Below are 12478 nucleotides of genomic sequence, written 5' to 3' on the forward strand. Positions count from 1 at the left end.
CCTCGATAGAATCGGAAGCGGGCTCACGATTGGCGCCGGGCCCAAATATCGGACGGAGAGCAACCATGGAGCAGTATGTCGGCCTTGATGTTTCCTTGAAGGACACCGCAATTTCGATCCGCCAGGATGGTGAGCGGATTTGGCGTGGAAAATGTCCTTCTGACCCTCAGATACTGGCGCAAGTGATCCGCAAGCATGCACCGCACGCCAGCCGCGTCGTCTTCGAGACTGGGCCATTGGCAACTTGGTTCTATCACACGTTGGCGGCTAAAGGTCTGCCTGCGATCTGCATCGAAGCGCGCCATGCGCAGAAGGTGCTGAGCGAAACGCTCAACAAGACCGATGCCAATGACGCGGATGGGTTAGCCCGGCTTGCCGAAGCGGGCTTCTTCAAAGCGGTCCGAGTCAAGTCGTACGACACGATGTTGATCCGCACGCTGGTGGCGGCACGCAATCAATTCATCCTCATCTCGACGCAACTTGGCAACCAGATACGCGGAACAATGAAGACGTTTGGGCTCATCGTTCCGCGGGGCAAAGGAGGCGCGTTCGAAAACAATGTCCGGAACCTTCTGGACGGCGAAGAAGGTCTGGCTCGGATCATGCTGCCGCTGCTCGAAGCCTGGCGCGACGTTCGCAAGCGCGCGGCCGATCTCGATCGTCAGCTACTTGCGACGGTGCGCAAAAGTCAGCGGGCTCAGTTGCTGATGACCGTCCCCGGCATTGGTGCGGTGACGGCTATTTCCTATGTCGCAGCGATTGAGGACCCCGACAATTTCCGCAAGTCACGCGCGGTGGGCGCTTGGCTGGGCCTGACCACACGGCGTTACCAGTCCGGTGAGGTCGACTATGACGGCCACATCTCACGACGAGGTGACAAACGCCTGCGCAGCTTGCTCTATGAAGCAGCGCTGGTGATCCTCACCCGAACCGGCGCCAAGAACGAGAGCAGCCTCAAGACCTGGGGACTCCAGCTACGTGAGCGCCTGGGCTTCAAGCGCGCAGCGATCGCGGTGGCGCGTAAACTGTCAGTCATCATGCACGCGATGCTTAAGTCAGGAGAAGCTTTCAACCGATCGGCTGGGGCCAGCGCCTAGCCTAGGCAACCCAGCTCTACACTCTCAGCGCGTCGTCATTCTAGCGCGCCGAGGCGTCCCTGCCGGGACGTGGGTCAGACCATTCCGTTCTCGTGATTGCAGCTCTCCGGAGACTGCGGCGCAAACACAGGAAGGCCTCGCCTGCGAAGACCCATAATGCGACGGCCAAATGCCGATCGCGGAGACAACCCTGCTCCCGGCACTCGCCTATGACTCGCGCGAAAGCGGCCACTGCGGGCATGCCCATTCTTCGTTCCAACCTGCGGCGGTGCAATCCATCGCCCGACTAGAAATGGAGTTGACCAGATGAGAGCGATTAGACAACCGCGGGACTTCGACGCCGAACTGAAGGCGCTGGAAGACAAAGCGCGAGAACTCAAAACGCGAAAGGTGCAGCAACTTGGCGAGCTGGTGATCGCCACCGGCGCCGATCAGCTCGGCACCGACGAACTGGCCGGCGCGCTGGTCGCCATCGCTGAAACGAAAGATAGCGGAAAGCGTGAGGCATGGGCCAAGCGTGGGGTGATGTTTTTCGAGAGCCGGTCCCGGCGAACTGCTCCGACATCTCGGCGCAACCTGCGCAGCGCTCCAGCGCAACCGGGCAGCGCACAATCGTCGGCAAGCGGCTCTGGCTCGCAGTGACATGCGCACCTGGCAGGTCGAGCGTCGCCAGCGCACCCGACGTCTGATCGAGCTCGGTGGGCTCGTCGTCAAGGCAGGCATCGTCGAGCTGAGTAAGGACGATCGCGCCATCATCTACGGAGCGATGCTCTGGATCGCCGCCAAGCTGCAAAGCCATGAAGGCGAGCAGGCAAGAGACCTATGGGCCGCGAAGGGAAGGCAGGCGTTCGATGCGGAACGGCATGAAGCCCAAAAGACTCAGCGAACTTAGCGGTGATTGGCGATCGGCAGGGTGCGAAGCCGCGAACAGCGGCATCTGCCAGCCGCTCGCCAGCTGACGGCGCTGCGTTAAGGATGGTAGCGATTTGGGGGACAATCAGCAGCGACCCCCAGCACTCCCTTGCCAAGGGAGTGCTCTACCACTGAGCTACCGCAGCAACGGGCGTCTGAATAGCCGCTGACGCCTTCAATTGCAAGGCGTTCCGGCCCCTATCTGCACAATCGTCGCACCGGGACGATTGGAACCGTACTGGCACCATGCGAGCACGAAACAGCCTCCAGCTGACACCATTCAGCTTGAAGCTACACCGTTCTTGAAACCGGTTTGGTGCCATGCCGGACACGCATTGAAATAGAGCCCCGTGGAGGGGTTTGTCCTCCCCCCACCCTTCACTCACTACCGGCGAAGGCCCTCGCGCTCGTCCTTGCCCCCGCCGCAGCTCGAAATGATACGTTTGCGAGGTTCATCCTCACCCGATTCAGCGCCTCGCTTATCGCGGACGGGGCCGAGGGCGATGACGCCCCAAAATTTGCGGTTGGGCGCTCACAGTAGGTTTTGGCGGAAAGAAAGGCCGGCGCCAATTTGGGGATCGGGGGTGGGCTTTGGGTGACGCCGGCCAAGCGGACACTTGGTCCGCCGCAATGGAAACAAAGCCGATTTGGCAGTGGTTCCCAATGGTGCGATCGCGGACCCTACGCTTTGGCCTTCCGCTTAGCAGGCGCCTTTTTGACTGGAGCAGCCTTGCGGCCAAGCCCCGATGCCCTAGCCAGCGCCGACCGAGTTGCAGCGTAGTTTGGCGCCACCATTGGGTAGTCGCGCGGCAGGCCCCATTTGGCGCGGTACTCATCGGGCGTCATGCCGAGCAAAGCGAGGTGCCGCTTCATCGATTTGAATTTGCGACCGTCTTCCAGGCTGACGACGTAGTCGGGGAACACTGACTTTTTCGGATTAACCGCAGGCACCAGCGGTTCGCTCGGCGCTACTGCGGGCCCACCAAGACCGGACAGCGACATATGCACGGATGCTATCACGTCCGGTAAGCTGGCCACGGGCAAAGGATTGTTGCTCACATATGCGGAAACAATTTCTGCCGTTAGATCGATGAGCTCGACGGCGCGGTAGTCCGTGTCTTCTGTCATTTGTTCGTCCTCTGTTTGTGGACAGCTATTACTGGAGGGGCTTCATCGGCGCAATGCACTTCGCAACTGTCGACCACCCGCGAAACAACCGGCCCGATCTACTCGACGATCTGTTCTACGCGCGTGAGGTCCTACGCGCTGCCATCCGTTTCGCTTTCCTCATGGATCATTCGCACTGGCAGATAAGCATTCGCTTCCAGCCACTCGCGCAGCACGATCTGAATGAGTTCCGACCGGCTTATCTTCACCTCGCCGGCAATGGAGTTCAGGGCGTCTTCGGTCGCCGGCTCCAGCGGCACGCCAGCCACATTTCGAAGCATCAGGGCGGCCCGTCGCAAAATGATCTGTAGATCGGGCCTCGCCATGTCCGCGATGCGGTTGGCGGCGTTCTCGAGTTCTTCGGCGATGGATAGACGGCTCATCTAGGAATGCTCGCGGAATTTAGTTCTTCTCGCAAGTAGGGTGCGCGCCAGCCGCGCGGGACGCTTCTGCAGGTGTAGGACAGCGGGCAGCGCCAAGCGAGGGTAATGCCACTCATATCGTCGATGTCTCACAACGGATCATTTGCGGTTGGCATCGGAATTGCTTCGTCCACCACAACGGCGGGATCCACATGGGGTCTGGAAAGCAAGGCGGAATGAGGCCGAAAGCCCGGGCGATTTTCATCCTGGCGAAGGCTCATGCCGAAGCGGGCGCTCCAAATCGCCTAATTGAACTCGCAAAGGTCGCAAGATGGTGGAAGCAACTCAATATTCGTTCACCTTGACCGAGGTCGCCACGGCACTGCTTCGACAGCAGGGGATCAAAAATGGCCGGTGGTCGCTTGGGTTTGAATTTTCCCTTGGAGTTGGAGCTTTTGGGACCAGCGAGGCTGAGTCCAAACCAGGAGCGATGGTGCAGATCCGCGCTGTGACTTTGATGCGGGTGCCAGACGAAAGTCCGCCTTCGACAGCCAGCTATGTCGTCTACGCTGCAGAATTAGATGAATGACGCCACACTAACCGGTTCGATGCCTTCAACGAGGCCAGTCGGCCTTCGCGACCCATCGGGTGTAGGCGCGCTCGACCTCGACGACGGCTTCTTCCTTTGTCTCCACGCTGCCCTTCGATGATCCCTGGTACCAGAACCACATGCCGGCAGACGGACCATGCAACTCTTTCCTGATCCGCCTGGCATTGTCGCTCTGGAAGGATGCCGCGAAGTCATACGCGGCTGTGCGACCTGCGATCTCCGTCCTGCCCCAGTCAACGTGAACCCGGGCACCACGCTCGACCAGGAACTGGAACGCCGCTTCCTTCGTGTCGAAGGTGTCCACGATCGCGCTGCCGTCCACAACTTGCCAGCCGCGCTGATAGGCAAGGCGGATCTTCAGGCGTTCACTCACCAGCGGAACCGTTCCGTGTACCAGGTGATCTTGCCGTCGACCTTCATCGGCTTGTGGATCATGAGGCGCTTCGGCAGGTGTTCGGGGTGCACCTCAAGCAGCGTTATCTTGACCTGCGGCTTGCAGTGGCTGCAGTCGAACTTCAGGGCCAGCGGATCTACGCCGCCGCCATAGACCATCATCAGGTCGGCCGACCTGCAGTAGCGGACGTTGCCGCAGCTGCATTCCGCTTTCACAAGCATGTTGTGCCGGGTTGCCTTGCCCAGCGTGTCGATCGGTTCGTGCGCCATGAGAACGAATAAAGAACATTTCTCTTGCCCGTCAAGCCGGCCCGTGGAATGTTTTCGCCATGAGCGACGAACCGACACGCCTTGCCGACACTATCACGCCAAGGGAGCACGCTCCGATCCTCGGCCATATCTGCGAGCATCAAGGCTGCGCCAGGCATGCGGGCTTCGGCTTCGCACGGCCGCGACAAGAACCTCGTTGGTTCTGTTCGCGCATCGCAGTGATGGCGAGCGCTACCTCTAGACGTCGAACAAATCGGATGGCCCGAGGCCGATCTCGTCGATGATGTCAGGCGTGTTGTTGCGCGGGCTGCCTACCTTGCTGTCGATCGGCCACATCTTCATCAGCTCGGACGGATAGGGCTTCATCAGGTCGCGCGGATCAGGCTCCGGACCAAGCCAGCGCATGTAGTCGGACGGCGCCAGAATGACGGGCATGCGATCATGGATAGTGGCCATCAGCTCGTTCGGCTCACACGTCGCAATGGCGAATGTGCGCACCAGTTCACCGGTCGCCTTGTCGGCGTATTCTTCCCAGATGCCGGCCATGGCGAAGGGATCGCCAGACTTCATGGCGATGGCATAAGGCTGCTTCTTCTTGCCTGAAGGGTCGAGCTTCCCATTCGAAATAGCCGTCGACGGGCACCAGGCAACGGCGTGAGGCATAGGCTTTCCTAAACAGGCCATTGGAGGCGATGGTCTCGCAGCGTGCGTTCACTGGCGGCGGCCGGCCGCTGCCTTCCCTGGCCCAGCCGGGGACGAGGCCCCACTTGGCCGACACGAACCCCGCCATGCTTGTGCAAGCTCATCACGAAGGATTATGGGGTACATGAGGCTTGGCGCGCCGTTCCAGATCGGAAACGCGTTTCCCATGCGCTCGACTTCACCAGGATGGGCAAACTCGAACCGCCGCACCATGTCGGGGATCGTCGATTTTACGAAGACGCGTCCACACATTTTAGACCAGGCTCACTCGTCACGTCAGGGGAAGACCAAAATGGGAACGCACCCGGAACGAGTCAAGCCTGAACCGCGTCACTCCGGAGCACCGGCATCGTAGTGCACGATGGCATCCAGGATGGTGCGGTAGAGGCTGTCGACCTCTTCGTCGATCTCTTCCCGCTTGATGCCGAGCGCCTTGGCATCGGCGATCAGCTTGTGTGTCAGTTCGTCGACGGAGATGACATCCGCCTTTGTCGTCTCGGGAACGTTGTTGGTGATCCATCGATCGAGGAAGTTTATGCCGCGTGTGCTCATCTGGCGACAAGCTCGCGAAGGCGTTTCGGTTCCGGCCCGAGCTTCTGCGCGGATCGAAAATCGCACTTGTGAGTTTACGGATTGCGGCACGCGCGCCGTTCGGCTGCACCGAACAGTTGAAGGAGGCGAAATGATCAATCCGCCAAAGCGACAGGGCGAGTACCTAGACCGTGAGGTCGACTGCCAGGAGGCCATGGAGCCCGGCTTTCAGGCGATCGTCGATTGCATGTTGGAAGTTGGCTGGACGCGAGGCGAGATCCAGCGATCACTGCGGAGGCTCATTGCAGCGGACAACATGACCCAAAAAGAAAACGCCAAGACGGATCCCAGCTGGCGATCGCGCGCGCCATGATGCGCGCCGGCAAGCTGCTATAGATGCGGCTTCAAGGCTTGCTCACTCCAGCTTCGTCAATCTCAGCTTCCATCTGGTCGCTGACGGGCTTGTTCTTGCCGCCGGCGAGCGGCTCGCCATCGAAGCCCTTCAGCCACGCATCGGCGAATTCGTCCCAGACCTGCGGCACAACGCGCTCCCTGCCGTCCTTGGGGGCCTGCGCACCGTACATCCACGCGTAGGTGATGCGCTCCTGGTCCTTCTTAGCCACGGACATCGTCTAACTCCCAGAAATCTTGCAGCGAAGCGTGCCGCAAATCTTCATCGCCGCGCAAGTGCTTGACGCGACCGATCAGGCCGGGCTTGACCCATTGCGTCGCCGGCCGTTTCATTCCCTTGGGCGCCGGCCCGGCATGGTCCTGGACACGCTTCCACAGCCGCTCACGGATCGCACGACTGGAATTGATGAAGGCCGAGCCGACATACTTGCCGGTCGCCCGATCCGCCATGAGAGCGAAGGCCGGCTTGCCGGCCTCGCGCTCGACGCCGAGCAGCCCATATTCGTCGATGGCGTAGCATTTCGTCTTCAGCCAATTTGTCGACGGGCCGCCGCGGTACTTGCTGTCGCGGCGTTTTGACACCATGCCCTCGAGTCCGGCCTCGTCGAGCAGATGATAGATGGCCTTGGCGTCGCCCGGCAGCGGCTCGCTGAACTGGATGCGCCCGCCCGGCTCGATCATGCCGGCCAGGATCTCGCGCCGCTCTTCCAGCGTCATGTCGCGCAGATCGTGACCATTGAGGTAAAGCAGGTCGAAGGCAACGAAATAGAGATCATGCTGCCGGCGCGTGATTGCCTGGCGCAGCTCTCCGAAGTCGGACAGGCCGGCTTTGTTGAGCACGATGATCTCGCCGTCGACAATGGCGCTTTCGGCGCCGAGGCTGGCGGATTCGTTTACCAGGTCGCGATACTTGGCCGTCCAGTCGTGGCCGTTGCGCGTATAGATCCTGGTGCCGGCGCCGTCGATGATCAGCTGCGAGCGATAGCCGTCGAACTTGACCTCGTGAATCCAGTCGTCGCCCTCGGGAGGCTGCTCGACGAGCGTCGGCATCAACGGCGGAATGAACTTCAAGCGCATACGGGAACCCACACAAACCGCGATTCAATTAGCTTGCGCTGAAATGGTTCCGGAACATTTTAGCTAAGTTGAATGTTTCAATGATTACCTTGCACAAACGAGGGACCGGATGGCACGAAACCTGAGAGTGGGCGACGAGATCACGCTAACCGCCACAATCTTGAAGGTGGTGAGCGACGGCGTTTCGAGCGTCAGCATTCCCACTTACAACTTCCCCCTCCCAATAGATTCGCCGAAACACGCCAAGCCGGGGCAGAAGGTTGAAATCAGGGGGTTCGCCACTCGCGTCGATGACGAGGATGGCAAGGTCACGGTTCGGATCGATGGGGGCGGCCTGGTGACCGTGGATCGACATCGCGGGTTGCGGTACGCGAGTAGCCTCGCGCGTAAGCTGCACTTGCACGAAAGAACATGCCGGCCTAGCCGATTGAGGTATCCGGGCGTAGTCACTCCCCTTCGAGAAAGGCAGATATAATTCCGGCGTTCCCGACGCCGGATTGGCCGGTTTCGGCGAACAGGGAGGGTATGATGCTACGTGCAATATCTAGGGTTCTGGCTATCGTCGTCCTCTGCTCCACCGCCGTCGGAATCACGACCAGCCTGACCATGGCTGACCCGCGCGATGTGGGCCACAAGCCGGGTGATAGAGGGAACTAGTTCCACCGCCCAGTACCGACGTGCCCAAGTGAATGGCCCGTTGCCCTCGCAGCGGGCCTATTTTCGTCTGAGGCACGTCGACGAGTTCGGCAACGGTGATGCTGAGGTCGCGCGGGTAGTGACCAGCGATCAAGCGAAAGGTACGATACAGGCGGAGGCTTAGAAATGCCGAACGCCGAAATCCCCACCTTGACCGTGCCCGGGCTCGCTGACCCCAACCGAGCCATCCAGGCAGCGGTCGCGCTTTATGGATCAGACGCAGCGACCGCCGTTGCGTGGTGTGCCCTGGAAGCGCGTTTCGCCGGCCGTGAAGCGGACTACCGCTTCTGGTGTGGCGTCTTCAAGCAACTGTACGCGACAAAAAAGAATGCCCGCCACTGACAAAACAGTGACGGGCTTTCTGTTACACCTGCCGGTGAGGGGACCGAGCATCAATAGAACTTCACTGCCGCTAGTCGGTTCCGAAAAAAGCCGGCCATTCATCAGTTGAGATCGCACGGCCTTTTGCCATGCCCTCTTCATGCCTACGGCCGCCTTCGACGATCAGCTGCTGAGCGGTAGCCGTTGAGCTCGACCTCGTGAATTCAGTAGGCTGCTCCACCGAGGTCGGCATCAACGGCGCGACGAACTTCAAACGCATGAGATGAACCGCAAAACCGAGATTCATTCAATTGGCTGACCTGAATTGGTTCCGGAACTTTTACGCGGTGACGATGTTTCCTCAAATGCCGAAGCTCTCAGATCGCGCGCCACCTACGCACGGCAAGCCACACGACGGCGAGCCAGGAAATCAACGTGACCACTTCATCGTGTGCTCGGTCTGCGGCCAGCAGATCGATATGTGGGATTTTCGGCAGGTCGCACATCATGCCGATCAGGCGCACAAGCCGCTGAGATGGGGGTCTGGACGCGTCTCAATGAGCGGCGGCGGGATAGCTTGAAATAATCAACTCGGCTGTCGCCCAAAATGCGAGGCCGGCGAAAAACAGAACCGCCACCGAGATGAACAACACTCGCTGGAAATCCGTAATCCTGAAACCTCGCCACACGATTGAAACCGGATCTGTTAAAGCCGACAGCCCGCTGCCAAGGTTGATTGGGACGAGGCAGCGGGCCGCTGGGTGTGGTGCACCCAATGAGCAGCGGGGGTCTGCTGCTCGTTCACTTATAATCGCTTGGCCAAGGTTCACGCCTTACATATTGGTAAGGAATTGTGATCCATTCACATCGAGGAGGTTGGGGGCGGCGTGCTCATCCAAACCAGCCGAACGTCAAGCTAACCATCACCACCGAGATCAGGATTGAGAGCGGCACCGCCATGAACAGTCCGGCCTCCCAAAAACGAGTTTCCTTATCACTGAACATTAGACGCGCCTTATGGATTGTTCGCCGCAGATAGAAGCGGCGAACCCTTGATTTGGCTCCGTATGCTGAGACGTGTAGAAACGAAAAAACCCGCCGGCGCACGCCGGCGGGCGATCGGGAGCTAGGCCTAACTGATCAGTTGGCGCCGCCGAGCTGCTTTGTCATTTTGCAGAAATTGTCATGTGACTTCGCGATAGCCTCGTCGCCACATTCCTTCATCATGCCCGCACGGTCTTCTTCCTTCATGGCCATCCAGGCGGCCTTGAATTCCGCTTCGGACTTCATCGTCTTCATGCCGGCATCAGTAAAGAAGGGCGACATCTTCGCCGGGTCATCGAGCGCAGACGTTCCGGTGCTGCCGCCCGCAAGCGCTGAACCAGTCATGATCGCAAGCGCCATAGCGCCCGTTGTCAGCATTTTGAAGTTGTTCATGGAAAATTCCTCCGGTTACGGCTGCCAGAAAGGCAGCTTGTTCCATCAACTCCGTCATTGGGAAAAAGTTTCCCTCAAAAAGGAAGCCGACCGCCGTACCCCAACCGGGAGGTTCCGTTGATCCTTCAAAAAAAAAGCCCGCCCGGTATACATTTTCGAGCGGGCCAAACGCCCATCCGAATGGAGAACGGGTGGGCCAAGGTCTGGAGTACGCTGGGTTAGCCAGCATAGCCAGACGAGCGGCGGCGAGGTTGGTTGCGCATATGGGCGTCAGCTGATCGTCGAGAGCAAAGCGTCTCTGGCAAGCCTGTGGATAGTAGCCGTTGAAGGCGAGCCGATCACGCCTATCGTGGAGTTGCCACCCCGCCCGGCAGTCGATGCTTTCACGTTTCTCAGGCAAGTATGCGTCGACTGCCGGCCCCCCAAAACATCAGGCACTTCTGTTGCTTACGCCGCACATCCTACGCTCACGCTTCATGCCCCGGATGGCGTCAGGCGTGCCGTAGCCTGCCGTTTCAAAAAAGAAACGCAAAAAAGAATCCCACCCGGCCGAAGCCGATGACTGGAAATGACGTACGGGTCAAGCGGTGCGCAGCACCTTCATGATGGCTTCCCACGCCCACCCATCCTCAAACCAATGCCGGCTCTGGCGACGCCATCGGCCCGCCACCGCCTCTTCTCGGGACGATTGCACGGTAGGCCGGACAGGGTGGAGGATCATCGTCATCCCGCCTGCGACGATGCGGCCAAGGCGCCCACTTGTCCTGACGGCGTCGAGCATGCGGCGCTCCCCAAAGCGTGCGATTTCGATTTGGACGGTTGTCATCCGACACGCCGTCCAGGGTCTTTAACGCGCACAGGATGTCGTCAATCGTGGCTATCGCTCCATTCTCCAGCCGACGCAGCAGAGGTATCCCGGGAACCGAGCAGGCGTCGGACGCCCAGGAAGCCAAAATCGCCCGCTTCTCGGCAGCAGTCAGATCTGGAAGGCCTACAACATCTTCAGGATGGGCAATCCTTGTTGAGCCGTATTGCATTTCCGATTTGGCAATAATTCGTGTCCGGTTGTCATCTCCATGGCGCTATCGATGCTGCCGTCTAGTCGCCGCGTGGGGGCGCGGATTGTCCCTACGTAGTCTGGCGATCCTGGTGACAACGACCGCTTGAAGCTGGGCGCCCGCGCCGCCTTAGTCAGGCCCCAGTTTCGGTCGCTGTTTTGTCAGTACCAGCAGCAGCAGCGACGGTCTCGGCCTTTTGGGCGTGGTAGATTTTCAGTAGAGTGGAAGCCGTTGCATCGGGCGTCCACCCCTGCGCTTCTGCGGAAGCTACCAAGGCCGCAAAGGCTGCTTCCAAAGCCACCTCGCAGTTGACCTCCCTGTCTGGGCTGTTCTCCGGCAAGATCGGTCCTTCAACGGCTTGGGACATCTGAAAAGCAGCTGGCCGCCGAAAGGTTTCTCTTGCCACGGTTTTGCGCCGCGTCGTGTCCCCCATATCGGGTTGACGACAGTCTGCACCTCTGGCCGAGCCCCCCGCTGGCGTCTCTGTGCCCTCCACTGTGTCCTCGATCTTTACCCCTCTCCATCGCCACCACTTCCGCCGCATAGTTGCAACCCGGGCACAGGTGGCGGCGAATGACACTTCCTGACTAAAGGCAGGGGGGCGCCCGTTCTCAGTGCTCGATGATCTGTGTGATGTCGAGGGAACAACCGCTGCTCCAGAGCGTTTTTGTCCCGACGGGACATTCTCAGCTCATGGAGAGTTGTGATGTTTAGAAAACTGGTTCTCTCATCGGTGATCGCGGTCACTTGTGCTGCCGCCGCCGTCTATCCGGCAAACGCGGGCGGTGTCATCATCGACTTTGGTAGTGGTTATGGCGACGATTATGGAGACAATTATGACTACTATGGTGACAGTGATCGGTACCCCGATTATTACGGTCAACGCTATTCCCAATACGACGACATGTATGACAACGGCTATAGGCCCCATTACTACCATCGGCATCATCGACACCATTGCCGCGTGGTGCTGATCAAGCATTGGCGTCATCACCACCGCGTCATCGAGCGAGTTCGAATCTGCAGGAGGTAATGGTATCAGGTCCGGCCAATCTGGGCGGACTGAGCGCTTGAGTTCACAGTTCCCGCAGCCGATAGGGGTACTTAACGCAGGTGGTCCGCTCGATCGCGGAGACGTGTCCGCTCGGGCGGCCTGCCGTTTTTCAGACGGACATGACGCTGCCTTTCTCGGCAACAATTCTGCCCTTTGCCCGCTTCGCGGGCGGTAGGTGGCCATGCTTAACGAACTGCGGACGACCAAGCGCCGCGCGCACCACGCAGTGGGCGGGTACATTCTGGGGGAAGTTCAAGTTCCGCATCAAACACCAGCGCGCCGGCGGCGAGGCAGTCCCCGCATTTTGATAAGAGCCGGCGGGCTTGTGCCTCAGGTACCCGTCGCTCTCTAAGAGCGACGGGCGGTGTTGCCTGAAAATG

At 59.7% G+C, this 12478-nt stretch carries 17 protein-coding genes, 1 tRNA gene and 1 pseudogene; 7 read left to right on the forward strand and 12 right to left on the reverse strand.

The window, feature by feature from the left end; genetic code table 11:
- Window positions 1-65: 65 nt before the first annotated feature.
- The 3 genes from AC56QQ_RS21560 to AC56QQ_RS21570 all read left to right on the forward strand — a co-directional run bounded on the left by AC56QQ_RS21560 (window position 66) and on the right by AC56QQ_RS21570 (window position 1989).
- Window positions 66-1097 carry an IS110 family RNA-guided transposase gene (locus AC56QQ_RS21560; protein WP_497123285.1) on the forward strand — a complete coding sequence of 344 codons (1032 nt, stop codon included), beginning with the start codon at window positions 66-68 and terminating at the stop codon, window positions 1095-1097.
- 315 nt (window positions 1098-1412) lie between these two features.
- Window positions 1413-1739: a conjugal transfer protein TraD gene (locus AC56QQ_RS21565; RefSeq protein ID WP_497129082.1), complete on the forward strand. Its 327-nt coding sequence runs from the start codon at window positions 1413-1415 to the stop codon at window positions 1737-1739.
- 1 nt (window position 1740) lies between these two features.
- Complete coding sequence (locus AC56QQ_RS21570) at window positions 1741-1989, forward strand: conjugal transfer protein TraD (protein WP_497123286.1); 249 nt, start codon at window positions 1741-1743, stop codon at window positions 1987-1989.
- An 88-nt stretch (window positions 1990-2077) separates the two neighbouring features.
- Here AC56QQ_RS21570 and AC56QQ_RS21575 read toward each other — a convergent pair.
- The 3 genes from AC56QQ_RS21575 to AC56QQ_RS21585 all read right to left on the reverse strand — a co-directional run bounded on the left by AC56QQ_RS21575 (window position 2078) and on the right by AC56QQ_RS21585 (window position 3559).
- Window positions 2078-2152, reverse strand: a tRNA-Ala gene (locus tag AC56QQ_RS21575).
- 538 nt (window positions 2153-2690) lie between these two features.
- Window positions 2691-3137: a Ros/MucR family transcriptional regulator gene (locus tag AC56QQ_RS21580; protein ID WP_497123287.1), complete on the reverse strand. Its 447-nt coding sequence runs from the start codon at window positions 3135-3137 to the stop codon at window positions 2691-2693.
- Window positions 3138-3268: 131 nt separating this feature from the next.
- Window positions 3269-3559, reverse strand: a complete 291-nt coding sequence (locus AC56QQ_RS21585) for a hypothetical protein (RefSeq protein ID WP_497123288.1) — start codon at window positions 3557-3559, stop codon at window positions 3269-3271.
- Between the two features lie 310 nt (window positions 3560-3869).
- On the opposite strand from AC56QQ_RS21585, the gene AC56QQ_RS21590 reads away from it, so the two are divergent.
- A complete protein-coding gene (locus AC56QQ_RS21590; protein WP_489860875.1) occupies window positions 3870-4127 on the forward strand; it encodes a hypothetical protein in 258 nt (85 codons plus the stop codon).
- A gap of 25 nt (window positions 4128-4152) precedes the next feature.
- On the opposite strand, the gene AC56QQ_RS21595 is transcribed toward AC56QQ_RS21590, so the two are convergent.
- The 4 genes and pseudogenes from AC56QQ_RS21595 to AC56QQ_RS21610 all read right to left on the reverse strand — a co-directional run bounded on the left by AC56QQ_RS21595 (window position 4153) and on the right by AC56QQ_RS21610 (window position 6065).
- A complete protein-coding gene (locus AC56QQ_RS21595; protein ID WP_497123289.1) occupies window positions 4153-4521 on the reverse strand; it encodes a hypothetical protein in 369 nt (122 codons plus the stop codon).
- A complete protein-coding gene (locus tag AC56QQ_RS21600; protein ID WP_497123290.1) occupies window positions 4518-4811 on the reverse strand; it encodes a hypothetical protein in 294 nt (97 codons plus the stop codon). The genes AC56QQ_RS21595 and AC56QQ_RS21600 overlap by 4 nt, the downstream gene beginning before the upstream one ends.
- 237 nt (window positions 4812-5048) lie before the next feature.
- Window positions 5049-5765 (reverse strand): annotated as a pseudogene (locus AC56QQ_RS21605) (SOS response-associated peptidase).
- A 78-nt stretch (window positions 5766-5843) separates the two neighbouring features.
- On the reverse strand, window positions 5844-6065 hold the full coding sequence (locus tag AC56QQ_RS21610; protein ID WP_497123291.1) for a DUF768 domain-containing protein: 222 nt from the start codon (window positions 6063-6065) through the stop codon (window positions 5844-5846).
- A gap of 130 nt (window positions 6066-6195) precedes the next feature.
- On the opposite strand from AC56QQ_RS21610, the gene AC56QQ_RS21615 reads away from it, so the two are divergent.
- Entirely contained in the window at window positions 6196-6417 is a 222-nt protein-coding gene (locus AC56QQ_RS21615) for a hypothetical protein (RefSeq protein ID WP_497123292.1), read from the forward strand.
- 31 nt (window positions 6418-6448) lie between these two features.
- On the opposite strand, the gene AC56QQ_RS21620 is transcribed toward AC56QQ_RS21615, so the two are convergent.
- Together AC56QQ_RS21620 and AC56QQ_RS21625 are read right to left on the reverse strand one after the other, a co-directional pair.
- Window positions 6449-6673, reverse strand: coding sequence for a hypothetical protein (locus AC56QQ_RS21620; RefSeq protein ID WP_497123293.1), 225 nt, complete (start codon window positions 6671-6673; stop codon window positions 6449-6451).
- The gene (locus AC56QQ_RS21625) at window positions 6660-7532 is read right to left on the reverse strand and encodes an ATP-dependent DNA ligase (protein ID WP_497123294.1); all 873 of its coding nucleotides are present in this window, start codon (window positions 7530-7532) and stop codon (window positions 6660-6662) included. The genes AC56QQ_RS21620 and AC56QQ_RS21625 overlap by 14 nt, the downstream gene beginning before the upstream one ends.
- An 822-nt stretch (window positions 7533-8354) precedes the next feature.
- Here AC56QQ_RS21625 and AC56QQ_RS21630 point away from each other — a divergent pair.
- Window positions 8355-8570, forward strand: coding sequence for a Y4oE-related protein (locus tag AC56QQ_RS21630; RefSeq protein ID WP_497123295.1), 216 nt, complete (start codon window positions 8355-8357; stop codon window positions 8568-8570).
- Between the two features lie 70 nt (window positions 8571-8640).
- Here AC56QQ_RS21630 and AC56QQ_RS21635 read toward each other — a convergent pair whose 3' ends face one another.
- The 3 genes from AC56QQ_RS21635 to AC56QQ_RS21645 form a co-directional block, all read right to left on the reverse strand.
- Window positions 8641-8856: a hypothetical protein gene (locus AC56QQ_RS21635; RefSeq protein WP_497123296.1), complete on the reverse strand. Its 216-nt coding sequence runs from the start codon at window positions 8854-8856 to the stop codon at window positions 8641-8643.
- Window positions 8857-9689: 833 nt separating this feature from the next.
- Window positions 9690-9986, reverse strand: coding sequence for a hypothetical protein (locus tag AC56QQ_RS21640; RefSeq protein WP_489860865.1), 297 nt, complete (start codon window positions 9984-9986; stop codon window positions 9690-9692).
- Between the two features lie 580 nt (window positions 9987-10566).
- On the reverse strand, window positions 10567-10767 hold the full coding sequence (locus AC56QQ_RS21645) for a hypothetical protein (RefSeq protein ID WP_497123297.1): 201 nt from the start codon (window positions 10765-10767) through the stop codon (window positions 10567-10569).
- Between the two features lie 983 nt (window positions 10768-11750).
- Between AC56QQ_RS21645 and AC56QQ_RS21650 the strand changes: the two genes are divergently transcribed.
- A complete protein-coding gene (locus AC56QQ_RS21650) occupies window positions 11751-12077 on the forward strand; it encodes a hypothetical protein (RefSeq protein WP_497123298.1) in 327 nt (108 codons plus the stop codon).
- The last annotated feature ends 401 nt before the right edge of the window (window positions 12078-12478 follow it).

This window comes from Mesorhizobium sp. RCAM 05099 (assembly GCF_059683685.1).

What these genes read in the sequence shown, in the direction of transcription:
- AC56QQ_RS21560 (WP_497123285.1), top strand. Translation starts at nt 66, where the DNA reads ATGGAGCAGTATGTCGGCCTTGATGTTTCCTTGAAGGACACCGCAATT.
- AC56QQ_RS21570 (WP_497123286.1), top strand. Translation starts at nt 1,741, where the DNA reads ATGCGCACCTGGCAGGTCGAGCGTCGCCAGCGCACCCGACGTCTGATC.
- AC56QQ_RS21580 (WP_497123287.1), bottom strand. Translation starts at nt 3,137, where the DNA reads ATGACAGAAGACACGGACTACCGCGCCGTCGAGCTCATCGATCTAACG.
- AC56QQ_RS21585 (WP_497123288.1), bottom strand. Translation starts at nt 3,559, where the DNA reads ATGAGCCGTCTATCCATCGCCGAAGAACTCGAGAACGCCGCCAACCGC.
- AC56QQ_RS21590 (WP_489860875.1), top strand. Translation starts at nt 3,870, where the DNA reads ATGGTGGAAGCAACTCAATATTCGTTCACCTTGACCGAGGTCGCCACG.
- AC56QQ_RS21600 (WP_497123290.1), bottom strand. Translation starts at nt 4,811, where the DNA reads ATGGCGCACGAACCGATCGACACGCTGGGCAAGGCAACCCGGCACAAC.
- AC56QQ_RS21610 (WP_497123291.1), bottom strand. Translation starts at nt 6,065, where the DNA reads ATGAGCACACGCGGCATAAACTTCCTCGATCGATGGATCACCAACAAC.
- AC56QQ_RS21615 (WP_497123292.1), top strand. Translation starts at nt 6,196, where the DNA reads ATGATCAATCCGCCAAAGCGACAGGGCGAGTACCTAGACCGTGAGGTC.
- AC56QQ_RS21620 (WP_497123293.1), bottom strand. Translation starts at nt 6,673, where the DNA reads ATGTCCGTGGCTAAGAAGGACCAGGAGCGCATCACCTACGCGTGGATG.
- AC56QQ_RS21625 (WP_497123294.1), bottom strand. Translation starts at nt 7,532, where the DNA reads ATGCGCTTGAAGTTCATTCCGCCGTTGATGCCGACGCTCGTCGAGCAG.
- AC56QQ_RS21630 (WP_497123295.1), top strand. Translation starts at nt 8,355, where the DNA reads ATGCCGAACGCCGAAATCCCCACCTTGACCGTGCCCGGGCTCGCTGAC.
- AC56QQ_RS21635 (WP_497123296.1), bottom strand. Translation starts at nt 8,856, where the DNA reads ATGAATCTCGGTTTTGCGGTTCATCTCATGCGTTTGAAGTTCGTCGCG.
- AC56QQ_RS21640 (WP_489860865.1), bottom strand. Translation starts at nt 9,986, where the DNA reads ATGAACAACTTCAAAATGCTGACAACGGGCGCTATGGCGCTTGCGATC.
- AC56QQ_RS21645 (WP_497123297.1), bottom strand. Translation starts at nt 10,767, where the DNA reads ATGCTCGACGCCGTCAGGACAAGTGGGCGCCTTGGCCGCATCGTCGCA.
- AC56QQ_RS21650 (WP_497123298.1), top strand. Translation starts at nt 11,751, where the DNA reads ATGTTTAGAAAACTGGTTCTCTCATCGGTGATCGCGGTCACTTGTGCT.